Annotated in this window: 23 protein-coding genes and 2 pseudogenes; 8 read left to right on the top strand and 17 right to left on the bottom strand. The window is 69.2% G+C overall.

The window, feature by feature from the left end; translation table 11 throughout:
- The first annotated feature begins 34 nt into the window (after nucleotides 1-34).
- Nucleotides 35-1,018, top strand: coding sequence for a GNAT family N-acetyltransferase (locus tag M3330_RS17995; protein ID WP_255025806.1), 984 nt, complete (start codon nucleotides 35-37; stop codon nucleotides 1,016-1,018).
- Here M3330_RS17995 and M3330_RS17990 read toward each other — a convergent pair.
- From M3330_RS17990 to mftA, 7 genes are read right to left on the bottom strand one after another with little or no spacing between them, the layout of a single operon-like run.
- Nucleotides 993-2,978: a mycofactocin system FadH/OYE family oxidoreductase 2 gene (locus M3330_RS17990; protein ID WP_255025804.1), complete on the bottom strand. Its 1,986-nt coding sequence runs from the start codon at nucleotides 2,976-2,978 to the stop codon at nucleotides 993-995. The two genes, M3330_RS17995 and M3330_RS17990, sit on opposite strands and share 26 nt — an antisense overlap.
- A 2-nt stretch (nucleotides 2,979-2,980) precedes the next feature.
- Nucleotides 2,981-3,793 (bottom strand): mycofactocin-coupled SDR family oxidoreductase, encoded by an 813-nt coding sequence (locus M3330_RS17985; protein WP_024101647.1) that lies wholly within the window; start codon nucleotides 3,791-3,793, stop codon nucleotides 2,981-2,983.
- A gap of 50 nt (nucleotides 3,794-3,843) precedes the next feature.
- Nucleotides 3,844-5,745 carry a mycofactocin system FadH/OYE family oxidoreductase 1 gene (locus M3330_RS17980; RefSeq protein ID WP_255025801.1) on the bottom strand — a complete coding sequence of 634 codons (1,902 nt, stop codon included), beginning with the start codon at nucleotides 5,743-5,745 and terminating at the stop codon, nucleotides 3,844-3,846.
- Nucleotides 5,746-5,758: 13 nt separating this feature from the next.
- Nucleotides 5,759-6,967 (bottom strand): pre-mycofactocin synthase MftD, encoded by a 1,209-nt coding sequence (gene mftD / locus M3330_RS17975; RefSeq protein ID WP_255025799.1) that lies wholly within the window; start codon nucleotides 6,965-6,967, stop codon nucleotides 5,759-5,761.
- A 23-nt stretch (nucleotides 6,968-6,990) separates the two neighbouring features.
- The gene (gene mftC, locus M3330_RS17970) at nucleotides 6,991-8,232 is read right to left on the bottom strand and encodes a mycofactocin radical SAM maturase (RefSeq protein WP_019291268.1); all 1,242 of its coding nucleotides are present in this window, start codon (nucleotides 8,230-8,232) and stop codon (nucleotides 6,991-6,993) included.
- 19 nt (nucleotides 8,233-8,251) lie between these two features.
- The gene (gene mftB, locus M3330_RS17965) at nucleotides 8,252-8,545 is read right to left on the bottom strand and encodes a mycofactocin biosynthesis chaperone MftB (RefSeq protein ID WP_255028928.1); all 294 of its coding nucleotides are present in this window, start codon (nucleotides 8,543-8,545) and stop codon (nucleotides 8,252-8,254) included.
- Nucleotides 8,546-8,585: 40 nt separating this feature from the next.
- Entirely contained in the window at nucleotides 8,586-8,681 is a 96-nt protein-coding gene (gene mftA, locus M3330_RS17960; protein ID WP_006553546.1) for a mycofactocin precursor MftA, read from the bottom strand.
- A 120-nt stretch (nucleotides 8,682-8,801) separates the two neighbouring features.
- Between mftA and mftR the strand changes: the two genes are divergently transcribed.
- From mftR to M3330_RS17940, 4 genes and pseudogenes are all read left to right on the top strand, one after another.
- Complete coding sequence (mftR, locus tag M3330_RS17955) at nucleotides 8,802-9,467, top strand: mycofactocin system transcriptional regulator (RefSeq protein WP_019291266.1); 666 nt, start codon at nucleotides 8,802-8,804, stop codon at nucleotides 9,465-9,467.
- A pseudogene (gene mftM / locus M3330_RS17950) lies at nucleotides 9,464-10,267 on the top strand (mycofactocin oligosaccharide methyltransferase MftM). The gene mftR and the pseudogene mftM overlap by 4 nt, the downstream one beginning before the upstream one ends.
- Nucleotides 10,268-10,349: 82 nt before the next feature.
- Complete coding sequence (locus M3330_RS17945) at nucleotides 10,350-10,790, top strand: hypothetical protein (protein ID WP_255028927.1); 441 nt, start codon at nucleotides 10,350-10,352, stop codon at nucleotides 10,788-10,790.
- A 6-nt stretch (nucleotides 10,791-10,796) separates the two neighbouring features.
- Entirely contained in the window at nucleotides 10,797-10,952 is a 156-nt protein-coding gene (locus M3330_RS17940) for a hypothetical protein (RefSeq protein WP_024101650.1), read from the top strand.
- A gap of 21 nt (nucleotides 10,953-10,973) precedes the next feature.
- Here the strand turns inward: M3330_RS17940 and M3330_RS17935 are convergent, their stop codons facing one another.
- The 4 genes from M3330_RS17935 to ggt form a co-directional block, all read right to left on the bottom strand.
- Nucleotides 10,974-11,651, bottom strand: coding sequence for a response regulator transcription factor (locus M3330_RS17935; protein ID WP_006553550.1), 678 nt, complete (start codon nucleotides 11,649-11,651; stop codon nucleotides 10,974-10,976).
- Nucleotides 11,648-13,021, bottom strand: a complete 1,374-nt coding sequence (locus tag M3330_RS17930) for a GAF domain-containing sensor histidine kinase (protein WP_024101651.1) — start codon at nucleotides 13,019-13,021, stop codon at nucleotides 11,648-11,650. The genes M3330_RS17935 and M3330_RS17930 overlap by 4 nt, the downstream gene beginning before the upstream one ends.
- Nucleotides 13,018-14,250, bottom strand: coding sequence for an iron-containing alcohol dehydrogenase (locus M3330_RS17925; protein ID WP_200358441.1), 1,233 nt, complete (start codon nucleotides 14,248-14,250; stop codon nucleotides 13,018-13,020). The genes M3330_RS17930 and M3330_RS17925 overlap by 4 nt, the downstream gene beginning before the upstream one ends.
- Before the next feature lie 175 nt (nucleotides 14,251-14,425).
- Complete coding sequence (gene ggt, locus M3330_RS17920; RefSeq protein ID WP_039585342.1) at nucleotides 14,426-16,423, bottom strand: gamma-glutamyltransferase; 1,998 nt, start codon at nucleotides 16,421-16,423, stop codon at nucleotides 14,426-14,428.
- Between the two features lie 58 nt (nucleotides 16,424-16,481).
- Between ggt and M3330_RS17915 the strand changes: the two are divergent.
- Together M3330_RS17915 and M3330_RS17910 are read left to right on the top strand one after the other, a co-directional pair.
- Nucleotides 16,482-16,604, top strand: a pseudogene (locus tag M3330_RS17915) (transcriptional regulator); the annotation flags it as partial.
- Nucleotides 16,605-16,634: 30 nt separating this feature from the next.
- Nucleotides 16,635-16,916, top strand: coding sequence for an SRPBCC domain-containing protein (locus M3330_RS17910; RefSeq protein ID WP_255028926.1), 282 nt, complete (start codon nucleotides 16,635-16,637; stop codon nucleotides 16,914-16,916).
- Between the two features lie 60 nt (nucleotides 16,917-16,976).
- Here the strand turns inward: M3330_RS17910 and M3330_RS17905 are convergent, their stop codons facing one another.
- The 3 genes from M3330_RS17905 to mdo all read right to left on the bottom strand — a co-directional run bounded on the left by M3330_RS17905 (nucleotide 16,977) and on the right by mdo (nucleotide 20,981).
- The gene (locus M3330_RS17905; protein ID WP_255025790.1) at nucleotides 16,977-18,518 is read right to left on the bottom strand and encodes a VWA domain-containing protein; all 1,542 of its coding nucleotides are present in this window, start codon (nucleotides 18,516-18,518) and stop codon (nucleotides 16,977-16,979) included.
- Nucleotides 18,519-18,525: 7 nt separating this feature from the next.
- Complete coding sequence (locus M3330_RS17900; RefSeq protein WP_231413389.1) at nucleotides 18,526-19,629, bottom strand: MoxR family ATPase; 1,104 nt, start codon at nucleotides 19,627-19,629, stop codon at nucleotides 18,526-18,528.
- Nucleotides 19,630-19,709: 80 nt separating this feature from the next.
- Nucleotides 19,710-20,981 (bottom strand): NDMA-dependent methanol dehydrogenase, encoded by a 1,272-nt coding sequence (mdo, locus tag M3330_RS17895; protein ID WP_024101655.1) that lies wholly within the window; start codon nucleotides 20,979-20,981, stop codon nucleotides 19,710-19,712.
- A gap of 299 nt (nucleotides 20,982-21,280) precedes the next feature.
- Between mdo and M3330_RS17890 the strand changes: the two genes are divergently transcribed.
- Nucleotides 21,281-22,336 (top strand): ferredoxin--NADP reductase, encoded by a 1,056-nt coding sequence (locus M3330_RS17890; RefSeq protein ID WP_019291258.1) that lies wholly within the window; start codon nucleotides 21,281-21,283, stop codon nucleotides 22,334-22,336.
- Nucleotides 22,337-22,388: 52 nt separating this feature from the next.
- Here M3330_RS17890 and M3330_RS17885 read toward each other — a convergent pair whose 3' ends face one another.
- The 3 genes from M3330_RS17885 to M3330_RS17875 all read right to left on the bottom strand — a co-directional run bounded on the left by M3330_RS17885 (nucleotide 22,389) and on the right by M3330_RS17875 (nucleotide 25,908).
- Nucleotides 22,389-23,639 (bottom strand): MFS transporter, encoded by a 1,251-nt coding sequence (locus tag M3330_RS17885; RefSeq protein WP_255025786.1) that lies wholly within the window; start codon nucleotides 23,637-23,639, stop codon nucleotides 22,389-22,391.
- A gap of 162 nt (nucleotides 23,640-23,801) precedes the next feature.
- The gene (locus M3330_RS17880; RefSeq protein WP_006552244.1) at nucleotides 23,802-24,605 is read right to left on the bottom strand and encodes a glutamate racemase; all 804 of its coding nucleotides are present in this window, start codon (nucleotides 24,603-24,605) and stop codon (nucleotides 23,802-23,804) included.
- A gap of 67 nt (nucleotides 24,606-24,672) precedes the next feature.
- On the bottom strand, nucleotides 24,673-25,908 hold the full coding sequence (locus M3330_RS17875) for an NAD(P)/FAD-dependent oxidoreductase (RefSeq protein WP_039585347.1): 1,236 nt from the start codon (nucleotides 25,906-25,908) through the stop codon (nucleotides 24,673-24,675).
- Between the last annotated feature and the right edge of the window lie 188 nt (nucleotides 25,909-26,096).

The following is a 26,096-nucleotide window of genomic DNA, read 5'->3' as shown; positions in this document are numbered from 1 at the left end:
CCGGACGCCGAGATCCGGTCGGTACGCTTTCCCGGTGCTGATCGAACCTCGTCCGCTGGACGATCCGGACGTGCAGGACCTCATCGGCGAGGTCCAACTCGAATACGTGCGGAGGTACGGCGGACCCGACGACACCGAACTGGCGCCGCACGAATTCGAACCGCCACGCGGGGTGTTCCTCCTGGCGGTGGCCGACGGGGTTCCGGCCGGGATCGGCGGCTGGCGTGCACCGGAGCATTCGCATCGAGGGGTACGCGACGATGATGCCGAGATCAAGCGGATGTACGTGCGGGCGAGCATGCGGCGACGTGGTGTGGCAGCACGGGTGCTGGGTGCGCTGGAGCGCACGGCGACCGATGCCGGTCGCCGTCGCATGATCCTCGAGACGGGCAGCGAGCAACCCGAGGCGATCGCGCTGTACGCGAAGGCCGGGTACGTGCCGATGACCGAGCGCTTCGGGCTCTACGCAGAATCACCGACGGCGATGTACTACTGCAAGGAACTGCCCCCGATCCGTCCGGCGACCGACGACGACCTGCCGGTGCTGCAGGAGATCGAACGCGCGGCGGGCAAGCCCTTCGCCGAGATCGGGATGGCGTTCGTCACCGACGACGATCCTCCGTCCGTCGAGGAGTTGCGCGCTCACCGGGACGCGGGCCGCTGCTGGGCGTGGTTCGACGAGCAGGGACGAGCGGTCGCGTATCTCGTGGCCGACCTCGTCGACAACGGTGTCCACATCGAGCAGGTGTCGGTGCATCCCGATCACGCGCGTCGCGGGATCGGCCGCAAGCTGATCGACCATGTCGCGGGGTGGGCTCGGGACGCCGGGTTCGGATTGCTGACGCTGACCACCTACCGCGACGTGCCGTGGAACGGCCCGTACTACGCCCGTCTCGGCTTTCACACGGTCGCGGACGATGCCCTCTCCCCAGTTCTCACCCGGATCCGCGCGGAGGAACGGAAGCATGGCCTCGACCGTTGGCCGCGCATCGTCATGCGCCGCGGGCTGGAGGCGTAGGAGCCAGGTCCCTGGCGGCCCGCTCCCCCTCGACGATCGCGGCGTGCAGGCGGCGTGGCGTCACCGCGTCGCCCACACGGATCACTCTCGTGCCGGATGCCGAAAGCTCCTGCCACAGCTCGTCGACGGGATCCTGATGGGTGGCGACGACGACCGCGTCCACCGCGAGCGTCGCCGGTTCGCCGGTCGCGTGGTGGATCAGGGTGACCTCGGCGCCGTCCGGCAGGTCCACGACACCGCCGACGGCGACGCCGGTGAGTCGCTCGATCCGCTTGTCGTGGGCGCGGCGCAACCAGCCGTCGAGCTCGAGCGTCAGGCCGAGGTCCTGGCCCACGAGCATTCCCGGCGTGCACACTGTCACCGCACTCCCCCGGTCGGCCAGTAGTTCGGCGACCGAGGTCGCCTGGTGGAAACCGAGATCGTCGACGACGAGGACGCGGCCGGAGGGTGCGGTGCGACCGGTGAGCACGTCGCGCACGTCGCTCACCCGCGCCGACGAACCCGCCCATGCGGGCCGGTGTGGGCGCGCACCCGTCGCGACGACCACGACGTCGGGCGCGAGCGCGTGCAGCGTCGCGGCATCGGCGGTCACACCGGTACGGATGTCCACTCCCCTGCGGCGGCACTCGGCGTCGAGGTGGGTCACCGCACCGAGCAGTTCGGCACGGTGCGGGGCTGCGGCCGCCTCACGGATCTGGCCGCCGGTGCACCGGTTCCGTTCGAGCAAGGTGACCGAATGTCCTTCTCCGGCAGCCGTTACCGCCGCCTGCAGGCCCGCGGGTCCGCCGCCGACGATGACGACCCGGTGCGGTACGGCGGGCGCGGCAGGAGCGTCGGATTCGTACCCGGCCTGGGGATTGACCGCGCACGCGATGGGACGGTTGAGCCCGACCCGTCCGATGCATTCCTGATTGCAGCCGATGCACGGCCGTATCTCGTCGTCGCGTCCGGAGAGGGTCTTGTTCGCGAACTCCGGGTCGGCGATCTGCGCGCGCACGGCGCCGACCAGATCGCATACTCCGTCGGCGAGCGCGGCACCGACCTGTTCGGGTCGGGTGAAGCGCCCGACCCCGACGACCGGCAGCGACACCGCCGCCCGGATCGCGTCGGGGACGAACAGGGAATAACCGTGCGGGGTGGACATCGGCGCTTCGACCAGATGCAGCGTCTCGGTCGCGACGCCCACGGACGTGTTGAGGTAGTCGACGTCGCCGCTCGCCTCGAGCATCCGCGCGACCTGCACGGCGTCGTCGATACCGACACCGCCGTCGGTGCCGTCGTGACCCGTCAGTCGCACGCCCATGACACGGTCGCGCCCGACGGCCGCCCGTACCGCGGACACGACCTCGAGCAGCAGACGGGCCCGCCCGGCGAGATCCCCGCCGTAGTGGTCCGTGCGACGGTTCGTCGCGGATGCGAGAAAAGCGCGCAGGACGGATGCCTGGGAGCACTGGATCTCGACACCGTCGAAGCCGCCCTCGGCACAGCGGCGGGCGACGTCGGCGTAGCCCGCGACGAGTTCGGCGATGTCGGATTCCGTCATCACGCGTGGGACCTCGCGGAAGAGCGGGTCGGGTTCGGGGCTCGGCGCCCACAGCGGTTGCCCCGTGTACATCGAGGTGCCCTGCGCGCCGTTGTGGTTGAGCTGCGCGAGGATCCGCGTGCCGTGTCGGTGGACGGCGTCGGTGAGGCGGCGGTAACCGGTGACGATGTCCGGGTCCCAGCCCCGGATCAGTTTCTCGTAGGGCCGGTCCGAGGGGTGCACGGTGTGCTCCTCGGTGACGATCATGGACGCGCCGCCGCGTGCTCTGGCGTCGTAGTACGCGATGTGGCGGTCGGTGACGGTGCCGTCGACCGAGAAGTTGGTCAGGTGCGCCGGGAAGACGATGCGGTTGCGCAGGCTGACCGGACCGATCCGCAACGACGCGTGCGGAACGGTGCCGGTCGCCGTGCGCGTCACCGTCAGACCTTCGAGTTGCCCTGGTCGATGGCCATCTGGCTGCCGGTGATCGTGGAGGCCCGATCGCTCGCGAGGAACAACACGGTCTCCGAGATGTCGTCGGGGTCGGCCGCAGGCTTCTCGGTGAGGATGGGGACGAAGTTCGGTCCCCACGACGGGTTCTTCTCGAACAGCTTCAGGACGCTGACGTCGGTGCCCATCGGGGTGTTCACGCCGTAGGGGTGGATGGAGTTGACCCGGATACGGTACGGGCCGAGTTCCTTCGCCGCTGCCTGCGTGATACCGACGAGGCCGAATTTCGCTGCCGCGTAGTTGATCTGGCCTGGCATCGCCTTGAGGCCCGCCACCGAGCTGACGACGATGATCGATCCGCCGTTACCGGCCTCGATCATCGCGGGGGCAGCGGCCTTGAGGGTCTTGAAGACACCGGTGAGGTTTATGTCGATCAGCTCTTCGAACTGGTCGTCGGGCATTTCCCAGAAGCGGTTCCAGCTGCAGATGCCGGCATTGGCGACCACCACGTCGAGTCGCCCGAACTGGGCGACGCCCTCGTCGACGACGGCCTTCAGTGCGGCACTGTCGCGCACGTCCGCGACACGGGCGAGGATCTTCCCGCCGGCCTCCTCCACGAGGCGGACCGTCTCGTGGAAGTCGTCCTCGGTGGCCTGCTCGTAGGTCACGTACTCCGATACCGGGGCCGCGATGTCGACGCCGATGACGGACGCGCCCTCGCGCGCGAACCGGATGGCGTGGTTGCGGCCCTGCCCGCGCGCGATCCCGGTGATGAAGACGACCTTGCCGTCGAAATCTCCCATGTCGGCCCTTCCGTAGACCCAAATTAGAACGCGTTTCAGTGTGCCCCACGTTACAGCGCCGTGGCCACCCGGTATCCCTCTCGGACGGCCTCGCGCACGGTCCTCGGGGCCACCTGGTCGCCGATCGACCGCGATCCCGGCCACTCGGACACTTCTGCCGGTAACGGGGGTGCGCAGTCGACCAGGACAGCGTCCGCCACCGGCCTGGATTCCCCGGACACCCGGTCGACGAGCACGACGCCGTCGGCATCGACCGAACCGACCCGGCACCCGAGATGTCTCGCCACGCCCGCCCGCTGCATGCGGACGTCGAAGGCGACGAGGTCCCCCGTCGGCGCAAGTCGTGATCCGGCGACCGGGTCACCCGTCGCATAGTGGACCTCCGCGCCGCGCTCCACGAGACGGTCGACGACGGCACTCGCCACCGGACCACCCGTCGGATCCCACACGACCATCCGGGACGCAGGCGGCCGAATCCCCGACAGCACCTCCGCGGCGGTCGCGTACCGCTCGGGCTCGGTCACCGGAAAGGAGGGTGGACGTGGAAGCCCGCCGGTGGCCTGCACGACCTCCGTACCCGCGGCGAGCGCACTCTCGATGTCGGCAGCGCTCACTTCCGTGCCGGTACGGATGTCGACGCCGGACTCCAGGCACTGCTGTTCGAGCCAGTCGACGAGCGCAGCGAAGTCGGGCCGGCCACCGCGCGAGACGGCGGCGATCGTCCCACCGACCCGTTCGTCCGCCTCGACCAGGACGACACGGTGACCGCGCGTCGCTGCCACGCGCGCTGTTTCCAGACCGGCGGGTCCGGCACCCACCACGAGTACGTCGCGTGCGGAGTCCACTGATCCGGGAGAGTTCCGTGTCTCGTCGCCGGCCTCCGGGTTCGCGATGCACCCCACGATCGGGTTGTGGAAGTCGTCGACGAGGCACGCCTGGTTGCAGCGCACGCAGGGACGCGGCCGACGACCGCGACGGACGGCGACGACGAGGTCGGGGTCGGCGATCTGCGCGCGGGTCATCTCGACCAGGTCACACGCACCGCCGGAGAGGGCCCGCTGCGCGTGGCCGGCGTCGACGATGCTGCCCTGCAGAGCGATCGGGACCGATCCGGAGATCTCGTCCCGGATGCGGCGGCACAGGTCGTCGTTGAATCCGGCGGGGACATGTGCGTCGGGCCGATACGACTCGGGTGAGAACAATCCACCGCGCACCACGGTGAGCAGGTCGACCGATGATGCGATCGCGTGGACGTATCCGGCGGCGATGTCGGGTGTGATGCCCGCCCACGGCGCGTTCTCGTCGCACGAGAGTCTCAGTGCAACAATGTGATCCGAGCCGATTCGCGCGCGAACGGCGGCGATCGCCTCACGCAGCAGCCGCAGGCGTTCGGTGCCGTATGCGTCGTCGCGACGGTTGGTCAGCCCGGAGAGGAACTGCCTCAGCAGCGAGGTCGGTCCGGCGTCGAGTTCCACTCCGTCGAGACCCGCTTCCGCGGCGACGACGGCAGCACGGGCGAAGGACTCGACGAGCTCGGCGATTCCACGCTCGGTCGCCTCGGCAGGCAGTTCGCGTGTCACCGGATCCGGCACGCGCGAGGGTGCCCACAGCGGTGCCCGGGTCCACGCGCTCGAACCCTGCAGGCCGCGATGACCGAGGCCGGCGAGCACGAGTGTGCCATGCGGACGGCAGGCCTCGACGATCCGCCGGTAGCCGTCCCCGCAGTACTCGGCCAGCGGCGCGCGTTCGTAAGGGTGGTCGGACGGGTGCACCGACGCCGTCTCCGTGACGACGATCCCGCACCCACCCTGCGCACGTCGCGCGTAGTATGCGACGTGACGGTCCGAGAACGACCGGCCGTCACCGAGATTGGTGACGTGCGGACCGAAGATCACCCTCGACGAAGCGGTGCGTCCGGCGAGGGTGATCGGTTCGGTGAGCGCGGGGCTCATGTCGTCGGTTCGGTCAGATGCCGAGGTCGCGGCGGAAGCCGTCCGGCACGAAGACGTCGTCGGGGGTGAGCTCGTGGATCGAGTTCTTGCCCAGACCCATGAGGGCGGAACCGATTCCGCCGGAAAGGATGTCGAGGACGTTCTCCACGCCTGCCTGACCGTTCGCGGCCAGACCCCACAGGTACGCGCGGCCGATGAGCACGGCCCTGGCGCCGAGCGCGATCGCCTTGACGACGTCGCTGCCGCGGCGGATACCGCCGTCGAGCAGCACCTCGACGTCCTTGCCCACCGCTTCGGCGATCGCCGGCAGGGCCCGGATCGGCGCCGGGGTGCCGTCGAGGTTGTTGCCACCGTGGTTGGATACCGAGATGGCGGTGACCCCGGCGTCGACGGCGCGCTTGGCGTCGTCGACGCGCATGACGCCCTTGAGCATGAACGGTGCATCGCCCCACTGCTCACGCAGCCACGCGACGTCCTCCCAGGTGGGCAGGGGCGTGGTCATCCACTCGCCGTAGGCGCCGAAGAAGGTCGGGGCCTGGCCGTCCGGCGGTGTGAGGTTGGGGGTGGTCAGATCCGGCACGGCACCGGTCTTCGCCCATTCGAGGAGCCACTTGGGCCGGGTGATGCCCTCGGGGGCGAACTTGACCATCGCCTCGAGGTTCATCCGCTCCGGGATGGCGGGGCTGCCCCAGTCTCGACCGTTGGAGAACGACCAGTCCAGGGTCATGATCAGACCCTTCGCGCCCGCAGCGCGGGCACGTTCCATGCGTTGGATCAGCGTGTCGCGGCTGCCGACCCAGTACATCTGGAAGAAGGTCTTGTCGTTGACCGCCGCGACTTCCTCGATGGACTTGCTCGCGAACGACGACAGACCCATCGCGGTTCCGCGGGCGGCGGCCGCGCGGGCCACGGCGACCTCACCGTCCGGGTGCACGGCCTGCACACCGGTCGGCGAGATCATCACGGGCAGGGACACATCCTGTCCCATGATGGTCGTAGACATCTCCCGCTTGTCCGACAGTCCCGCGACGTGCGGGGCGAACCCGAGTTCGCGGAAGGCGGTGGTGTTGTCGTCGGCCGTGATGCCGGCCTCGGATCCGGCGACGAGTGCGCCGTAGACGGACTTGGGCAGGCGTTCACGGGCGCGCTGCTGTGCGATTGCGACGGTCTCGAACCATGGGTCCTGTGCCCACGGATTCTTCAACCAGGAAGGCTTGGCCATCGTCGGTCGTCTCCTCGGAAAGTCTAGAGCCCTGCGAGCGGATTCTCGTCGCAGAACTTGGCGGGGGGCTTGGTGAGCAGGGTCAGCGGTACCGGTGCGGCCGGGGTGCGCCGTTCGGCGCGCTTGCCGGTGCGCGAGTGGTCGACGCTCGACTGCGGCACGGTGCGCTCGGCTTCGAGCGCGGACTGCCCGTAGCCCTGCACGCACTCGGGATCGGGTCCGTCCATCGGCAGGCCGGTGAAGAACTTCGCGGCCATACAGCCGCCGCGGCACGCGTCGAAGAAGTTGCACGAGCCGCACGCACCGGCGGACTGCGGTTCGCGCAGTTCGCGGAACAGCTCGGAGTTCTTCCACACCGACGCGAAACCACCGTCGGTGAGGATGTTTCCGGCGTGGAAGTTCTCGTGGATCGCGAACGGGCACGCGTAGACGTCGCCGACCGGGTCGATCAGGCACACCACGCGTCCCGCACCGCACAGGTTCAGTCCGGGCAGCGAGCCGCCGCCCTCGCCGCCGAAGGCGGACAGGTGGAAGAACGAGTCGCCGGTGAGCACGCCCTCGCCGTGGGCGACGAGCCAGTCGTAGAGCTGCCGCTGCTGCTCATGGGTGGGATGCAGGTCGTCCCACACGTCCACGGCGCGGCCGGACGGGCGCAGTCGCGTGATGCGCAGGGTCGCGCCGTAACGGTCGGCGAGAGCCTTGAATTCGTCGAGCTGGTCGACATTCTGGCGGGTGACGACGACGGAGATCTTCGCGTCGCGGAAGCCCGCCTCGGACAGGTTCTCCAGGGCACGCACGGCCATCGCGAACGAACCCGGCCCGCGCACGGCGTCGTTGACCTCGGCGGTGGCGCCGTCGAGGGAGATCTGCACGTCGACATAGTCGGAGGCGGCCAGCCGGGCGGCGACCTTCTTGTCGATGCGCACACCGTTGGTCGAGAACTTCACGCCCACCTGGTGTTCGGTGGCGTAGTCGACGAGTTCCCAGAAATCGGATCGCACGGTGGGTTCGCCGCCGCCGATGTTGACGTAGAAGACCTGCATGCGCTGCAGCTCGTCGATGATCGCCTTGCACTGTTCGGTCGACAGTTCACGCGGGTCGCGCTTGCCCGACGAGGACAGGCAGTGCACACATGAGAGGTTGCAGGCGTAGGTGAGCTCCCAGGTCAGGCAGATCGGGGCATCGAGGCCCTTCTCGAACTGGTCGACGAGGCGGCCGACCTTCGGTGGGGCGGAGGTGGTGGGCGGTTCGAGCAGCGAGGTCATGGGCTGGTCCTTACAGACGTCAGGCAGGAACGATCATGTGCGAATCGGCCAGGGTGCCCAGGGCACGCACGTAGGGCCGCTCGGCGTTCTCGTCGATCCCGTGCGCTCGCAACGCTTCTCGCACCGAACCGTGGTCGCCGAGGGATCGGACGACGTCGACGATGACGGTGTTCTTCAGGAACGACAACTTGCGGGTGCCGAAGTGGTAGAGCAACGCCCCGAACGGCTCGGGGCGAAGCGCTACCTGCGGGTGGAGCCGCCAGCCGGCACCCGGATCGAACATCTCGGTGTCCGTTGCTGTCTCGGTGTCCATTGCCAGGGGGGACACGTCGGTGGCTCCGGGCGCGGTCATGTCAGTACACGCCGCACATGCCGTCGATGGAGACCTCTTCGACGAGGGACTCCTCGATCAGATCGGATTCGATCACGGCGTTGTCACGATCGGACATGTTTCCTCCTCGGTTTCTTCTCCTGGATCGGAGCCGGTCGTCACAGTGGGACTTGCGCTGTGAGACAGTTCACCACTGTAATGGCATCGAGTGCAGAATGTCACGCCTTCGGGAGGAAGAATGACGCGTAGTCGCGGGAAACCGTCCGCTCGGATAGGTCGCCGCCCGTCCACCACGAAGGAGGAACTCGCCGCAATCGGCATCGAGCTGTTCATGGAGGCGGGCTTCGACGAGACGAGCATCGACGACATCGCCGAGGCGGCCGACATCGCGCGACGCACCTTCTTCCGCTACTTCCCGTCGAAGAACGAGGTGGCCTGGGGAAACTTCGACGAACACCTCGCCGGCATGCGCGCGAGCCTCGAAACGATCCCCGAGGACGTTCCGCTCTCGGAAGCGCTGACCACCGCCCTGCACGACTTCAACACCTTCCCCGACAGTGAGGCCGAACGACACCGCGCGCGGATGGGTCTCATCCTGCACACGCCCGCGCTGCAGGGCTATTCGTCGGTGATGTACCAGGGCTGGAGACGTGTCGTCGCCGAGTTCGTCGCCCGTCGCATCGGGGCCGATCCCGACGACCACATCCCCCGCACCGTCGGCTATCTGCTGCTCGGTGTCGCGATCTCCGCCTACGAGGCGTGGCTCGACGAACCCGGATCGGATCTGCACGACTTACTGGCCACCGGGATGGGGACACTGACGGCCGGTCTCGACTACAGTGACCCGCACTCCCCTTCCACACCGCCCCCTTCCACACCTCCGAAAAAGGTTGCGAAACAATGACCCTGCTCGATTCGCTCGCTCCCTGCAGCCCGGGCCGGTGGACACACGATCACGTGACGGTCGAACGCGTACCCGCCGGGCCGCTGAACGTCCGGCGCGAGGACGACCGACTCCACGTCACGCATTCCCTCACGGCCGAGCAGATCAGCGAGCGACTCGTCGCCGAGGTCACCGCCTCGATCCAGGACATCGAGTTCGGTCAGGACGAGTTCGAGCTGACGATGGTGGGACTCGTCCGCTCCACGGTGCCCGGCGCCCTCGACTCGTGGGTCACCTACTAACGCAACTCGCTCGGCGAACTGCTCGACGGTACAGCCGATTTCGCGCCCATCCATAATCGGGCCGCCGAACTCGTGCGTGGGAGCGTGCTCGACCTGGGGTCGTGTTTCGGCTTCCTGCCGCTGCGGCTCGCCGCCGCCGGCACCACCGTCACCGCCACCGACATCCTGCCCGGCACGATGCGCCTGCTCGATGCGGTCGCACCGCGGCTCGGGCTGCACGTCGACACGCTCGTGTGCGACGCGGCGAACGTCCCGGTGCCCGACGGCAGCGCCGACACAGTCACCGCGATCCACCTGCTCGAGCACGTCGACGACGCCCTCGGTGCCACGATCCTCGCCGAGGCGCTGCGGATCGCCCGGCAGCGGGTGGTGGTCGCGGTGCCGTTCGAGGACGAGGCGACGGCCTGCCACGGACACGTGCGCACCTTCGACCTGCCCGCACTCGAGGAACTGGGCCGCAGTACGGGGCGTCCCTTCGAGGTGTTCGAACACCACGGTGGGTGGCTCGTCATCGGGTGATCCACCCGGGCCATCCGCCTGCCCGCCCATCCGTTTCCCGTCCGGCGACGAATACCCGGTGTGGACGGAAGGAGGTGGCGTGATGGACCACATCGTCGAGAGCCACTTCGGCTGGACGACTCGTCGCGTCGCCCTTCCCCGCCCCGGCGCATCGCGGGACATGTCGTGCGGAGTGGTGACGGACTGTCGGCCGCTCCCCCAGCGACCGGACGTGCGGCTGCTCGTCTTCCACGACGATGCGGACGACTCCGACTACGACGCCGTGGCGATCGGAAAGACCGAGGGCGCGAACGACATTCCGGTACTGACCACCGTCGAGGAGTGTCTGCTCGTCACCGCGACCCGGCCCGGTTCCGGTCCCGCGATCGTGCTCGCCGCGCCGCCGGGTGAGGACGAGGGCCGACGGGTCCGGGAGATCACCCGGCAGCTTCTCCGAGGCGGACCGCTACTGCGCCTGATCCTGTATACCGGCGCACTGTCGGTACTCGTGCCATTGCACTCGCCTGCTCCGACCGGACGCTGACGCGGTGTGGACGTCGGGTCCGTACCCGCCAGTCCCCCGTCGCCGTATCTGCGGACGCGGCCACGCTCGTCGCGGACACCGAACGCGAAACCGTTGGCCGTCGCCGCGTGGCTCGACGACTGGGGTGCGGCCTACAGCAGCAAGCTCACCGCGCAGAGCTGAGCCGCGGAAGGGGCCAGGCGGTCAGATCAGCCCCTGCTTGCTGGCGGCGTAGACCGCCTCGGCCCGGCGGCTCACCCCGAGCTTGCGCATGATGTTGCTGACGTGAAACTTCACGGTGGTGGCCGAGATGAAAAGCTGCTCACCGATCTTCACGTTCGACATGCCGGCGGCGAGAAGCTTCAGCACCTCGAGTTCCCGGCCGGTCAACTGTTCGGCGGATGTGCCCTGCCCGTTGAGCGAACGCACGACCGCCGCCGCGCTGCGCGAGTCGAAGGCGCTCTCACCGCGAGAGACCGCCCGGATGGCGCGCACCAGTTCGGTGGTGTCGACGTCCTTGACGACGTAACCACGCGCGCCCGCGTGCACCGCCCGCACGACGAGTTGTTCGTCGAGGAAGGTGGTGAGCACGAGCAGACCGATGCCCGGGTGCGCCGAGGACAGCCGCCCGCACAATCCCAGTCCCTCGAAGTCCGACCCGGCCGAGAGCTTGAGATCGAGCAGCACGATGTCGGGGCGCATGCGGTCGACGAGCGCGAGCGCCTCCACGTCCGTCGAGGCCTCCCCCACCACTTCGAGATCCGGTTCGCGATCGAGGATCGAGCGGAGTCCCTGGCGGAGGATCGCGTGGTCGTCGACGAGTGCGATGCGCACCGTGCCGGGCCGCGCCCGCGGGGTCATCCGAGGCGGCGTGACGGTCATGACGGTTCTCCCACCTGTTGAGCTACAGCATTGTCCTGCAACGGGATACGGGCCGCGATTCGCACTCCACCGAACCGGGAACGACGCACCTCGAGGGTGCCACCGAGTTCGCGGGCGCGGGCCTGCATGTTCGCGAGACCGCGATGGCTCCCGTCGAGGTCGTTGGCGGCGAGTCGCAGCATCACCCGCAGACGCGCCGGGTCGCCGTCGCCGTCGTCAGCGACCGACAGCAGGACCGCATCGCGTCCATAACTGAGCCGCAGCACCACGCGACTCGCGTTGGCGTGCACCGCCGCGTTGAACAACGCTTCGCCGGCGATCCGGAGCAGGGCGTGCTCGGCCTCGCCGCTCAACTCGACCGGTGTGCCACCCATTCTCGTCTTGACCTCGAGTTCGCCCGGCATGTGGGCCACGCTGAGCTGTTCGAGCATCTCCGGCAACGACATCCGTTCGGAATCGGACGGTCGGTTCAGCGCGTAGATCGCGGATCGCAACTGCTCGACGGCACCGCGGGTGAGTTCCTTGGCGAGGTCGAGTCGTTCGCTGCGTTCGGCGTCGGGAATGTCGCTGCGGCACACCTCGATCTGCATGCCCGCCGAGAGCACGGCCTGCGTGACGCTGTCGTGGAGCTCGCGCGCGATGCGGTGGCGTTCCTCGTCGAGCGCCTGGTTCCGGTGGGCGACGCCCAGCTGCCGCTGCGTGAGAGCGAGTTTCTTCAGGGTCGCTTCGAGTTCCTCGTTGCGTGCCTGCAGATCGGCGGCGGAGCGGTTCGCTTCGCGGTAGGCCTGCTCGGCGCGTTCGAGCAGGAGTTGTCCGCGTTGGTAGAGCGCGGAGTTCTGCAGCGCGACCGCGGTCTGGCTGGCGAGGATCGACAGAACGGCGCGGTCGGTGGTGTCGAGGACGCGGCGGTCCGGCGTCCACGCGGCGATGGCACCGGCGACTCCCCCGTCCAGGACGATGGGCACGAACGCGTGGTGGTTCTCGACCAGCTCGCGACGTTCGACGGCACCGGTACGCACGGCGTCGAGCAGGGCCACGACCTCGTCGGGCAGGGGCGGTCCCTCGACGTTGTCGACGAGGAAGGGAGTGGCGTCGGGGCCGAGCACGAGCCTGCGCGGCCCGGCATCGGGAAGGACACCGTCGGCGAGGGCGAAGGCAACCCACGTCGCGCTCAGGTGCGCGCGAGCGGCTTCGGCGACGGCGCAGATGAGCGTCTCGGGCCCCTCGACCGTGCGCACCAATGCCCTGGAGATCAGTTCGAGTGCGTGGACGACGCGTTCGAGCCGTTCGGCGGCGCCGCGGTACTGCGGATAGAAGGTCGACTTCCCGGAGCGGAGTCCGGTCAGTGCCGACAGGTCGGGAGCACTCACAGCGCCGTCCGGAACAACTCGATCATCTGGTCGCGGGTCGCGGTGCGCGGATTCGTCGACATGCACGCGTCGCGCAGTGCTCCCTCGGCGAGTCGCGGCAGGTCTTCCTCCCGCACGCCGAGTTGGCGCAGTCCGCGCGGCACACCCACCTGACGGGCGAGGGCGTCGATGCGCGACGCGACGGCATCGACGGCCTCGGGCGCGGCACCGCGCGCCTCCTCCAGACCGAGGGTCGCGGCGACCTGGACGAACGGCTCGGGATCGTCGGCACCGTTGAACCGGATGACGTGCGGCAGCAGCACGCCGTTGATGACCCCGTGCGGCAGGTCGAGCAGACCGCCGACCTGATGGCTCATCGCGTGGGCTGCACCGAGGATCGCGTTGGTGAACGCGAGTCCGGCCTCGAGACTGGCCTGGGCCATGGTGGCGCGAGCGGGCATGTAGGTCGGGTCGTCGATCGTGCGCACGAGCGTGCCGGTGACCATGCCGACCGCCCGCAGTGCGTGATGGTCGGTGAGGGGGTTGTGGGCGCGGGAGACGAACGCCTCGATGCCGTGGGTGAGGGCGTCGAGTCCGGTGGCGGCGTTGAGGTCGTCGGGCATGGTGGTGAGCAGTCGCGGATCGATCACCGTGAGGTCGGGGACGAGCGACCGGCCGATGATGGTGATCTTGCTGCCGCGCGCGGTGTCGGTGACCACGCAGAACTGGGAGACGTCGGCTCCCGTCCCGGACGTCGACGGCACCATGACCATCGGCGGGATGGGCAACCGCGCTCGGTCGACGCCCTCGTAGTCGAGGATGTTGCCGCCGTTGGCGGCGAGGATCGCGACGCCCTTCGCGGCGTCGATCACCGAGCCACCGCCCAGCGCGACGAGGACGTCGCAGCCCCGCGACCGGTACACCTCGTGGCCGGTCGCGACCTCGTGGTCCTTCGGATTGGGGGTGAGACCGGCCCACACGGTGGCGTCGACCCCCTGATCACGCAGGTGCTGCAGGAGTTCGTCGACCCAGCCGGCTTCGATCAGTCCCGGGTCGGTGACGAGCATGGGGCGGACACCGCCGAGCCGGACGGCGGCGTGGGCCGCTTCGACGAGCGAGCCCTCCCCGAAGACGATCTCGGGGGCGTGGAACTTGACCAGGGCCGGCCCCGAAGCGGGGTGGCCGTCCCGAGGGGGCGCGGAAGCACGGGGATGGGTCGTGTTCTGGTGTCCCGGCATGACGACGGCCACTGTTCACTCCTGACGATCCGCACGATCCGCGCACCTGTGTGATCCAGCTTACGGTGCGCGGGTTGTCGGGCGCAGCGGGCACGGGACGCACCGGACCGATGGTGAGGTCGGCACCTATTCGACAGGGTAGGTCACGGGCGTCGATCCGCGCTCGACGGATATAGGGCGCCGATCGTCACTGCCCGCCGGTATCACCCATCACGGCGCCCTCGCGTCGGGGGTCGGCGCCACCGATCCATCCCTCCCCCTGACGCAGCAGCGCGCTCAGTCCACTGGACTGCGGGGCGACGGACACCTCGTGGCCCCTGTCGCGGAGCTGCTGCACGAGTGGATCGGTCGCTCCGTCGTCGGCACCGTCGATCGCCGGATGCTCGCCGCCGACCCCTGTGACGGGGGTGTTCGCAGCGCCGAACGACACGGCCGAGACGGCCTGCTGCGGGTCGAGTCCCCAGTCGAGAGTGTTCACGAGTGTCTTGACGACGAACTGGATGATCACCGAGCCGCCCGGCGACCCGACCACCATCCGGATGTCGCCGCGACCGCCGTCGGAGGTGCGATCGAAGACGAGCGTCGGGGCCATCGAGCTGCGCGGCCGCTTGCCGGGTTCGACGCGGTTGGCGACGGGCAGCCCCTCCTCGTCGACCGGTTCGGCCGAGAAGTCCGTGAGCTGATTGTTGAGGAGGACGCCGTCGGTCATGTGGAACGAGCCGAAGGCCGACTCGATGGTGGTCGTCATGGATGCGACGTTGCCGTAGCTGTCCGCGACCGAGATGTGGCTGGTGCCGTGTTCGGGGCTCTGCGGCGGCATGCCGAGCGGGACCGGACCGAAGTCGCCGGGCTGCGCCTCGCCCATGCTCTTGCCGGGGTCGATCAGCCCTGCGCGTTCGGACAGGTAGTCCGGGTTCACCAGGGTCTCGAGCGAGCCACCCGGCAGGGGCACGAAATCGGCGTCGGCGACGTACTTGTCGCGATCGGCGTAGGCGAGTCGTTCGGCTTCGGAGATCAGGTGCACCGCATCCGCGTCGGGGACGCCACCGTCGGCATCGACATCACCCGGCGGCAGCGACGCGAGGTCGAAGTTCTCGAGGATGCCGAGCGTCGCCGCGACCGCCATGCCACCCGAGGACGGGTTGGGCATCCCGCAGATCTCGTACTCGCGGTAGGGGGTGCACAGCGGTTGCCGTTCCTTCGCCTCGTAGACGGCGAGATCGTCGAGGGTCATCGTTCCGGGTGTACGCCCGCCCGAATCGGTGCCGGTGGACTCGACGATGCCGGCCGCGATGTCACCGGTGTAGAAGGCGTCGGCGCCGTCGGTGGCGATCGCCGAGAGCGTCTTGGACATCGCCGGATTCGTGAGGATCTCACCTTCGGGCTTGGGCGAGCCGTCGGCCTGCAGGAAGTAGGCGCGGGCCTCGTCGTCGACGGCGAGCTGCTCGGCGGAATCGGCGATCGACTGCGCCAGACGGTCGCTGATCACGATGCCCTGATCGGCGAGATCGATCGCGGGGCGGAACAATTCGCCCCAGGCGGCACTCCCGTGCTTCGCGTGGACGGTTTCGAGCATCCGCACGACGCCGGGCACGCCGATCGAGCGGCCGCTCGCACGCGCGTCGGGGCGGGGTTCGGTGCGATCGGTGTCGCTGATCCAGCGCAGATAGTTCTCGGTCGCGGACATCGGTGCCGTCTCGCGGCCGTCGTATGCCTCCACCTCACCGGACTCGGCGTCGTAGTACACCAGGAACGCTCCGCCGCCGATACCCGACGACTGGGGTTCGACCAGACCGAGGACCATCTGGGCGGCGACGAGTGCGTCGGCCGCGGTCCCGCCGTCGCGCAGGACCTCGCATGCCGCTTCGGTGGATGCGGGATTGGCCGTCGACACGGCGAAGGAGGAGGTGGTCACCGCGGTCATGCCGGCGCGGTAACCGGTCGCGATCTCGGGGTTCGTGGAGATGTCGCGATCCCCGGTCTCCGTCGCCGGCTGCGTCTCGGCGATCGGGGTGCCGTTGGGTTCGGCGGTGCAGGTCGCGGCTGCCGCGGTCTCCTGCACGTCAGCCGTACCGCCCGACTCCATATCGTCCGACGCGGACGTACACGCGCCGAGGAGGGTGATCGAGACGGCCGCGGCGAAGGCCGCGCGGACACCGGACCGGGCTCTCGAGGGCAGGACCATTCACTGACCGTAGCCGGGCGCGTGAGTGCCCGTAGGGAATTCGACCGCGATCCGTTTGCGCACGCGCGACGCCCCGCGCCGGCCCGTCCACCTGAAGCCCGCACGGCTGGAGATGCTGACCTCCTGGATCGACCGCTACCGGTTGGTGAAGGAACAGCAGTTCCGCGGTCTCGACGCCGTCGCGCAGTGGCTCGGCCCGCGCGGCCTGGAGATGAAGATCGAGGAGTACGACCTCCGCACCGGCGGTTCGTACCGCTACGAACACTCCGACGACAGCGGCAGCTACCGCTTCGCGGGTGTCGTCCACACCGTCCGCGAGAACGAGTTCATCGTCCAGACCTTCGAATATCTCGGGTTCCCTGATGTGGTGAGCCTCGAGACGCTCACCTTCGTCGACCTCGGGAACGTCCCTGCAAGCTGGTCGGCCATTCCGTGTACCCGAGACAGGAGGCCCGCGACGGCATGGCGGAAGCGGGTATGGAGACCGGCCTGACCGAGGGCTTCGAACGACTCGAGGAACTGCTTGCCGGGTCCGCGACGCGGTGAGCGCCGTTCACCGCAGGGCGTGGCCGAGTTCGGCGGCGCGCGCGAGCAGTTGCGCGCCGTCGCGGGCGACGACCACCTCGTCGCACAGTTCGGCGTAGCCGGGCATCGCGCAGGTCGCCTGCGTCCAGTACCGCTCGGGTTCGGGCGTGATCCACGCGAGGCGGTGCACGCGGCGACGGAGTTCCTCGAGCCGATCGGTGCGCGGGGGCAGGCCGTTGCAGCGCCCGTCCCCCACGACCAGCACCGACGTCCGGCCGTCGATCGATCCGGAGTGCTCGGTGAGCAGTTCGTCGAACATCCTTCCGTAGTCGCTGCTCGCCTCGAGATCGACGGCAGGATGGGCGAGTACGGCGGCCAGGGCACCGTCACCGCCGGCGGCGAGCAACTGTGTCGTCACGTCCACCGGACGATCGACGAAGGCGACCACCCGGCACCGGTGCGCCCGCCCGTGCATCGCCTGGGCGAGCCGGAGCGTGAACGCGGTGATCGGGCGGACCGACAGCGAGACGTCGGCGAGGACGAGCAGCCGCACCCGGTCGGGGCGGGGCGCGCGGACGACGAGCCGGAACGGCACACCGTCGGTCCGCATCCCCGCCCGGGCGGTCCTGCGCATGTCGAGCCGTCCGCGGGTCCGCTCACGCGGATGGGGCCGGACCGGTCCGCGCATGCGGCGCAGCACCTCGTGGCACGCGAGCTCGATCTCGGCGCGATCGATGTCGGCGGCGTCGTGCGATTCGGGCGCCTCGACACCCTCGGCGCCCGGCACCGCGGCGGCGAGTGAGGCGACGAACGCCTCGACCGCGTCCACGAGTCGCGCGAGTTGCGATGCGGAGAGGGGTTCGTCGAGGACCTCTCCCCCGTAGGTGCGGTGCGGGTCGTAGGCGTCGAGCCACGCGAGGATCGACGCCGGGTCGTCCCACGACAGCGATCCGACGACCGCGGCACCCGGTTCACCGGACAGATCACCCACCGTCGTGGTCGCCGCATTCTCGACGTCGACGGTGTAGGTGACGCCGCGACGGCCCGAGTCCGCACCCGTGTCCACCGACAGATCGGCATCGGACGACGTCATCGACACATCGTCGTCGTCCTTGTGCGGGTTGAACCCCTTGCGGGCCTCCGGGGTGTCGAAGTGGTCGCCGACCTCGGCTGCGCGGTCGTTGTACTCGGCGTAGCGCGCGATGCTCGGGTCGTCGCCGATCTCGATCGCCGCCGGCAGGGATTCGGCGAACTGCGCCCGGGCGGGACCGCCGCCGCTCGCGGCGACGGCGGCGTCGACCGCACCGAACAACTCGTCGAAAGCGCGCTCGAAACCGGCCCGCTCGTGCGAGTACTTGGCGCACACCGCCCGCAGGCACGAGCGCAGTGAATCCCGCTCGCGGACGGAGACCAGGTCGAGCACCCGGCGCACCTCGATGCTCTCGGCCGGTGACGCCGCGACACCGTGGCGTCGCAGGAGCAGGCCGAACACCGCCGCTACCACGTCGAGCACGTAGCGGGGGCGACGCTCGTCGAGCGCGGTCACCTGTGTGACCCGGGATGCGTGCATTGCGGGGTCACCCCCGCAGTCCGCTGCCCGCGGCGTCGCGACCGCCACCACCGCGTCCCCGGAAGACGGCCGTCGTGGTGTTCGCCGGGCGCGATGCGACCGTCACGCGTTCACGCGACGAAACAGATTCGGTCACAACAGCTTCGGGCGCACTCGCTTCGGGTGCGATCGGTTCGGACACCGCGGCTGCCGGTGCCGCACCGCCGAGCCGGGTCTTCGCGAGGTCGACGTCGCCGGTGTACTTGAGCAGCGTCGCCAGCAGCACGTCGCGCATGCCGCCCAGCGAATCCGGGTCGTCGGCGTCGTGTCCCATCACCGTCGCCGCACGTGCGGCGTCGATGACCTCCGAGATCGAGGGACTCTTGCGCAGCGGCAGATCGCGCAGGGTCCGGGACAGGTCGACGATCTGGTGAGCCGTTCCCGGGCGCACGTCCGGCACCCGCGCGGTGACGATCTCGCGTTCACGCTCGGGTGTCGGGTATCCGACGTGGTAGTGCAGGCAGCGACGCTTGAGCGCGGGTGACAACTCGCGAGTGTCGTTGGAGGTCAGGATCACCCACGGTGTGGACCGGGCCGTGAACGTGCCGACCTCGGGGATCGTCACCTGCCGTTCGGCGAGCACCTCGAGCAACAGTGCCTCCATGGATTCCTCGGTGCGGTCCACCTCGTCGACGAGCAGGACCACCGGCTCCTCCGAGAGCACGGCCTCGAGCAGCGGACGGACCGACAGGAAGGTCTCCGAGTACAGTCCGAAGTCCTGCTGCGCGAGGAACTTCGACGCGTCCGCGAGGTCGGCGCGACCGGCGAGCAGTTCGCCGATGCGGTCGCGCAGCATCTGCACGTGCAGCAGCTGTTTGGCGTAGTCCCACTCGTAGAGGGCGCGGCTGTCGTCGAGCCCTTCGTAGCACTGCAGTCGAACCAGTTTCCGGCCGCCGACCGCGGCGAGCGCCTTGGCCAGTTCGGTCTTGCCGACCCCGGCGGGGCCTTCGAGCAGTAGGGGCCGCTCGAGTGCGGTGGCGAGGTGCACGACGGTCGCGAACTCGTCGTCGGCGATGTAGTCGTGCCGGCGCAGCGCATCCTTCAACTCGGCGCCCGAGGCGAACGGGGTCATCCGGGGTCTCCTTCTGTGGCGTGGTCGCAGCGGAGCAGGGCGCTCCCGGGGCGCAGGGGACGCCCCGGGAGCGCGGGTTCTCAGTAGGACCGGTTGATGCAGTGGTCGACGACCGGGATCATCGAGTCGACGGTGACCTCGCGGGGGTTGCCCGGGGTGCACCAGTCGTCCTGGATGTGCTCGGAGATCGCCCGGACGGTCTTCTCGTCGCCGCGGATCGCGTCTCCGCGACCCGCATACTTCTTGGTGTTCATCTGGTTCTTCTCGTACGAGTCGGTGCGCACCTGCCCGAAGTTGTCGGGGATGCCGACGTCCTTCGCGAGACGGATCGCCGCTTCGACGGCCGCGTCGGCGGCCTGGACGGTGGTCATGTTGCGGGTGTCCACGCCCATCGCGGTGGCGATGCGGGCGTAATGCTCGTAGCGGGAGGGCAGGTTGTACTCCCACACGCGCGGCAGGGCGATGGCGTTGTTGAGGCCGTGGTGGCTGTCGAAGAAGGCCGAGACGGCGTGCGAGATGGAGTGCACGATGCCGAGGCCGCCGGAGTTGAAGGCCTGCGCGGCGATGTACTGGGCGTTCATCATGCCTTCGCGGGCCTTGAGGTTGCGCGGCTCGAAGACCGCTTCACGCAGGTGCTTCGCGACGAGCTCGATCGAGTACAGGGCGTTGCCGAGCGACGGGGCGAAATCCAGCCGGGAGACGTACGGCTCGGAGCCGTGGGCGAGGACGTCGAAACCGCAGTAGGCGGTGAAGTGCTGGGGGCAGCTGTAGTAGAGCAGCGGGTCGTCGATTGCGAGGGTGACGATCGTGGCCTCGTCGAAGCCGACCCACTTGTGTGGGTGGTCCATGTCGGAGGTGTCGGTGATGACGTAGGCCCAGGACGTCTCGGAGCCGGTGCCGGCGGTCGTGGAGACGGCGATGTGCGGCGGGTTCTCCTTGTTGGTGGACTTCGCGAAGCCCTCGAACTCGTTGATGTTGCGGCCGTCGTGGGCGATCACGACGCGGGCGCCCTTCGCGGCGTCGTGGCTCGATCCGCCCCCGACGGAGATGATCGAGTCGCACTTCTCCTTCTGGTAGAGCGCCGCGGCCTCCATGACGTTGTAGTCCTTGGGGTTGGACTCGACCTTGTCGTAGAGGACGACCTCGACGCCCTGGTACTCGATCTTACCGATGAGCTCCTCGATGATCCCCGATCCGCGCAGGCCGGTGGTCATCAGCAGGGCGCGCTTGAAGCCGAGGTTCTTCGCCTCGACGCCGAGGATGTCGTGGGCGCCGACACCCATCAGCGCGCGGGGGAAGGGGTGGAATTCCTTGATCGGGAAGTCCCAGATCTGATTGAGCTCGATTGCCATGGTGTATCTCCTCGCAGAGGGGGTGTACCGGATCGGGAGTGTGATGTGGACCTCATCCGCGATTCACCATCGACCAGAGCTGCGAGGCGTGAAAGACGCAGCGGCCGAAACCGTCCGGTCGCCGCGGGGGCACCGCCCGTTCGGGTAGGGCACCTCCCGCTGACCGGGTGGGCGCCGCACTCGCCCGAGCAGTGCCGGTACCGTTTTCCTCATCCCATGTGCGCTGGTAACCTGAATTAGAACACGTTCTAGATTCGGTCGTGCGCGGCCATCTTTGCAGGAGAGGACGAGACCCACCCATGACGACTGTCGAGGTGCCCCACGGCTCACGCTCGGTGATCCTCACCGTGTCCGCCGTCGTCGAGGAGACCGCCGACACGCGGTCGATCGTGTTCGCCGTCCCGGACGAGCTGCGCGACAAATTCGCCTACCGGCCCGGCCAGTTCCTCACCCTGCGCATCCCGAGCGACCGGACGGGCTCGGTGGCCCGCTGCTACTCGCTCGCGAGCTCGCCGTTCACCGACGACGCCCCCAAGGTCACCGTCAAGCGCACCTCCGACGGCTACGGATCCAACTGGCTGTGCGACAACATCGCGGCCGGACAGACCCTCGAGGTGCTCCCTCCCGCGGGCGTCTTCACCCCGAAGTCGCTCGACCACGACTTCCTGCTGTTCGGCGCCGGCAGCGGCATCACCCCGGTGATCTCGATCCTCAAGTCCGCGCTCACCCAGGGCGGCGGCACGGTGGTGCTGGTCTACGCCAACCGCGACGAGAAGTCCGTCATCTTCGCCGAGGAGCTGCGGGCTCTCGCGGAGAAGTACCCGACGCGCCTGACCGTCGTGCACTGGCTCGAGTCCGTCCAGGGTCTGCCCACCGCCGACCAGCTCGCGGCGATCGCAACGCCCTACGAGTCGTACGAGGCGTTCATGTGCGGCCCCGGACCGTTCATGGACACGGTCCACCAGGCACTGAACACCGTGGGCATGCCCCGCGCCCGCGTGCACGCCGAGGTCTTCAACTCGCTGTCGGGCGACCCGTTCGCCGACCAGGCGCCGGTCGAGGTCAGCGACGAGGACGCCGCCGACGCCGCGACCGTCGAGGTCGAACTCGACGGCGAGGTCCACAAGCTCTCGTGGCCGCGTACGCAGACCCTCGTCGACATCATGCTCGCGAAGGGCATCGACGTGCCGTATTCGTGTCAGGAGGGCGAATGCGGGTCGTGCGCGTGCACCGTGCTCGAGGGCAAGGTCGAGATGGAGAACTGCGACGTGCTCGACCCCGAGGACATCGAGGCGGGCTACATCCTCGGTTGCCAGGCCCGGCCGGTGACCGACCACCTCAAGATCGAGTTCTGAGCCGGCGGGTTCACGCCCCGCTGATCCCGCTCTCTGCGGAAGTGCCCGGCCCCTACGAACAGGCGGGGACGGGCACTTCCCGCATCCCGGCGGAGTCGGGCTTCGGCTTTCGCACGAGCACGCCGACCCCGGCCACGAGCGCCAGCACGGCGACGACCACGCCGTAGCCGACGGCGGTGGACATCAGGCCGAACGATCCGGCCGCCGCCCCGGCGGCCATCGCGGGCACCGAGAACGCGAAGTAGCAGACGACGAAGGTCGTTGCGAATATCCGGCCGCGCTCGTGGGGTCGGCCGAGCGAGCCGACCACGCCCATGGCCGCGACGAAGGTCGAACCCCAGCCGAAGCCGGCGACCGCGGTACCCGCGTAGTACGCCGCGACCCATCCCGTGAGGAGCGCGGTGATCACCGCGGCCAGTCCCGTCACGAGCAACACGGCCCCGAGGATCACGATGCGATGGGGGTCGCGGCGGGCCGTGGTGGTCGCCGCGACCGTGCCCGCCGTGAACAGCGTGCCGATCGCCAGACCCGCGGCGAGGCGGTTGTCGATACCGAATACCGAGTCGACGATCGAGGGCCCCAGCGACATGTACAGCCCGCCGAGTGCCCACGCCGACATCAGACTGGGCAGGATGAGCAGATAGCGACCCCGGACCTCACGGGGCACCGACGCGCTCGGCACCAGGCTCCGCAGGGCGTCGCGTCGCGACGGGAAACCCACCGACGGCGAGGTCTCCGGCACGAAGATCAGCGCGATCGCCAGCACGACGGCGAGAACGCCGACGACCGCATAGCTCAGGACCGTGGGGAGCGGCGCGAACTGTACGAGTACGCCGGCTCCCGCCGCGCCGAGCGCGAGGCCGAGCGACGGCGCCGCGGTGTTGATCAGCGGACCGATGTGCCTGTTCGGCTGCATCTCGATCACGGCCGCCGCCAGCGCGCTCGTCGCCGCGCCCACCGCGAGACCCTGCAGGATCCGCGCGACGATCAGCCACCCCACCCCCGGGGAGGCGATGAAGACCACCATGCTCGCCGCGAGCAACAGCAGGGCCGTCACGATCACGGGTCTGCGCCCGACGTGGTCGGACAGCGACCCCACCGTCACGAGCGCCGCGAGCAGTGCGAGCACGTAGACCGCGAACACCACCGTGAGCATCGCCGCGGAGAACCCCCACATCTGCTGGTAGACGGGATACAGCGGTGACGGTGCCGACGACGACGCGGTGAGGGTGAACGCTCCCAGGCCGACCACGGCGAAACCGAACGAGCGGATACGGCCGCGGGGCTGGACGGGAGCAGTCATCGAACCTCCAGAAGGTGATCGGCGCGTTCCACGCGAGAGACGAACGGCGTGTCCCACGCGGAAACGAACGAGCGCCTCCACGCGGATTGGTGAACACCCCTTCACCAACATACTTCGCTCGACGAAGTATTCCTCCGGCCATCCACCCGACGGCTCGGACACTCAGAGGGAGGTGGCGTCCTCGACGTCCTCGTCCCGCATGTCGCCGGGCGCCGCGAGCAGGGCACGACCGGCAGCGAAGACCGTCGCTGCCAGCGGCAACTCTCCGGGCACACCGCTGCGGAAGACTTCGACACGGCCCGAACCCGAGGCGGGTCGCCCGAGCGCATCGATCCGGCGCAGCGTCTGCCGTGCGACGGCCTCGGCGCTGTCGAACAGGCGCACTCCGGCCGGCAGGTGTTCGATGATGGTGTCGGCGACAAGCGGATAGTGGGTGCAACCGAGAACCACACCCTGGACATCCCGAGGGGTGCGCTCGGCCGCGGAGGCGACCGCTGCGGCGACGGCCACCCGATCACCCGCATCGATGGCGTCGGCAAGTCCGTGACACGCCACGCCGACGACCTCGGACCCGTTCGCGAACTGGTCGATCAGATTCGCCTGGTACCTGCTCGCGGTGGTCGCCGCGGTGGCCCAGATCGCCACCGAATCGCACGCCGCGGCCGCGGGCTTGACCGCGGGGACCGTGCCCACCACGGGCACCGCCGGACCGAGATCGGCCCGGACGTGTTCGAGGGCGGTCACCGACGCGGTGTTGCACGGGAGCACGACCACCTCGGCGCCCCGGGCGACGGCGCGACGGGCGGTGGTGACGACCCGGTCGATCACCCAGTCCGGAGACTTCGGGCCCCACGGGGCGCCGTCGGGATCCGTCGACAACATGAGGTCGAGATCGGGACGCAACCGTCGCAGCCACGCGGACGTCGGCAACAGCCCGAGACCCGAGTCGATGAGCGCAACGATCACCCTACGAATCTAGCGGGTCGCGCACGGCCGGCCCGACGGCGGTCGTTCCGGCGCGCAGCTCACTCCTCTAGACCGCCGCCGTGAGCAGCTCGTCGATCGGGGCGCCCGCAGCGATCTTCGCGCGCGACTTCATGACCAGCGCGGGCAGGCCTCCGCCCACAGCGCCGACGAACCTGCCGTCGCGCTCGTAGTACGCGAGGAACTTGCGGCCGTCGTCGCGCACGACGTGCACCGTGTCGTCGGCGGTGACCGCACCGAGGCCCTGGATCTTGATGTCGTACTGGTCGCTCCAGAAGTAGGGCACCTGTGCGGCGGCCCCGGCCTCGACGCCCATGATGGTCTTCGCCAGGACGGATGCCTGCTCGCCGGCGTTCGTCCAGTGCTCGATGCGCCTGCGCCCACCGGCCGGTACCTGCCAGGACGCGACATCGCCGACGGCCCACACGTGCGGGGTGGAGGTGCGGCCCGTGCCGTCGCACACGACACCGTTCTCGACTTCGACACCCGATCCCTCGAGCCACTCGGTGGCCGGGATCGAACCGATGCCCAGTACGACGAGGTCGACGTCGATCTCGCTGCCGTCGCCGAGGACGGCGGAGGTGACACGGCCGTCGCCCAGGACGGCGGAGGTGACACGGCCGTCGCCGCGGATCTCCGACAATCCGACGCCGGCACGCACGTCGACGCCCTCGGCGGTGTGCAGGCGGGTGACGAGAGCACCGACCTCGGCACCGAGCACCGATGCGAGCGGGGTGGGCTGCGGTTCGACCAGCACGACCTCCACCTCGCGCGCCCGCAGGCTCGCCGCGACCTCGCACCCGATGAACCCGGCACCGACGACGAGCGCGCGGGCACCCGGAACGATCGCCTCGCGCAGGGCGCGGCTGTCCTCGAGCGACCGCAGGACGTGGACCCCCGCCAGATCCGGCAGACCGGGGATGCGGCGGGGCCGCAGACCCGTGGCGACGACGAGTTCGTCGTAGCCGAGTTCGGTGCCGTCGCTGAGCGTGAGGATGCGCGACGCGGTGTCGACCGAGCGAGCCGCGGCACCGAGCATCAACTCGATGCGGTTGTCGCCGAAGAACTCGCTCGGCCGAAGAGTCGTGTCGTCGCGGTCGCCGCGCAGGACCTCCTTCGACAGGGGCGGGCGGTCGTAGGGCAGGTGCGTCTCGTCGCCGACGAGCACGAGTTCGCCCTCGTATCCGGCCCGGCGCAGCTCTTCGGCGGTACGCACCGCCGCCAGGCCGGCGCCCACGACCACGACGCGCTCCGGCGTACTCTCGGTCTCCCGCTCGTTCGACACCCTCGGCCCATCCTTCGCTTCGTCTGTTGCGACACGCATGCGCGTTCCGCGCGGTAGTGATGCATCCCACTCCGCGTCCCACGTTCTTACCAAACAGTGACGACGGGCGACAGACCTACGTCGGCCGTTAGAGTTCGAGGCACCGTGAGGACAATGGGATCCAGCACAGGATCGAGCACGGAACACGA

The sequence above is a fragment of the Rhodococcus sp. GA1 genome (genome assembly GCF_024321955.1).
GTDB lineage: Bacteria > Actinomycetota > Actinomycetes > Mycobacteriales > Mycobacteriaceae > Rhodococcus > Rhodococcus pyridinivorans.
This window is presented reverse-complemented; position numbering and strand designations above follow the sequence as displayed.

Bases quoted from the DNA above. Each gene is read 5' to 3' on its own strand.
- mdo (WP_024101655.1), bottom strand. From the start codon at position 20,981: ATGGCAATCGAGCTCAATCAGATCTGGGACTTCCCGATCAAGGAATTC.
- mftD (WP_255025799.1), bottom strand. From the start codon at position 6,967: ATGGCCAAGCCTTCCTGGTTGAAGAATCCGTGGGCACAGGACCCATGG.
- M3330_RS17910 (WP_255028926.1), top strand. From the start codon at position 16,635: ATGAAGATCGAGGAGTACGACCTCCGCACCGGCGGTTCGTACCGCTAC.
- M3330_RS17905 (WP_255025790.1), bottom strand. From the start codon at position 18,518: ATGCACGCATCCCGGGTCACACAGGTGACCGCGCTCGACGAGCGTCGC.
- mftC (WP_019291268.1), bottom strand. From the start codon at position 8,232: ATGACCTCGCTGCTCGAACCGCCCACCACCTCCGCCCCACCGAAGGTC.
- M3330_RS17890 (WP_019291258.1), top strand. From the start codon at position 21,281: ATGACGACTGTCGAGGTGCCCCACGGCTCACGCTCGGTGATCCTCACC.
- M3330_RS17885 (WP_255025786.1), bottom strand. From the start codon at position 23,639: ATGACTGCTCCCGTCCAGCCCCGCGGCCGTATCCGCTCGTTCGGTTTC.
- M3330_RS17900 (WP_231413389.1), bottom strand. From the start codon at position 19,629: ATGACCCCGTTCGCCTCGGGCGCCGAGTTGAAGGATGCGCTGCGCCGG.
- M3330_RS17980 (WP_255025801.1), bottom strand. From the start codon at position 5,745: ATGAGCCCCGCGCTCACCGAACCGATCACCCTCGCCGGACGCACCGCT.
- M3330_RS17935 (WP_006553550.1), bottom strand. From the start codon at position 11,651: ATGACCGTCACGCCGCCTCGGATGACCCCGCGGGCGCGGCCCGGCACG.
- mftA (WP_006553546.1), bottom strand. From the start codon at position 8,681: ATGTCCGATCGTGACAACGCCGTGATCGAATCCGATCTGATCGAGGAG.
- M3330_RS17945 (WP_255028927.1), top strand. From the start codon at position 10,350: ATGGACCACATCGTCGAGAGCCACTTCGGCTGGACGACTCGTCGCGTC.
- mftB (WP_255028928.1), bottom strand. From the start codon at position 8,545: ATGGACACCGAGACAGCAACGGACACCGAGATGTTCGATCCGGGTGCC.
- M3330_RS17985 (WP_024101647.1), bottom strand. From the start codon at position 3,793: ATGGGAGATTTCGACGGCAAGGTCGTCTTCATCACCGGGATCGCGCGC.
- ggt (WP_039585342.1), bottom strand. From the start codon at position 16,423: ATGGTCCTGCCCTCGAGAGCCCGGTCCGGTGTCCGCGCGGCCTTCGCC.
- mftR (WP_019291266.1), top strand. From the start codon at position 8,802: ATGACGCGTAGTCGCGGGAAACCGTCCGCTCGGATAGGTCGCCGCCCG.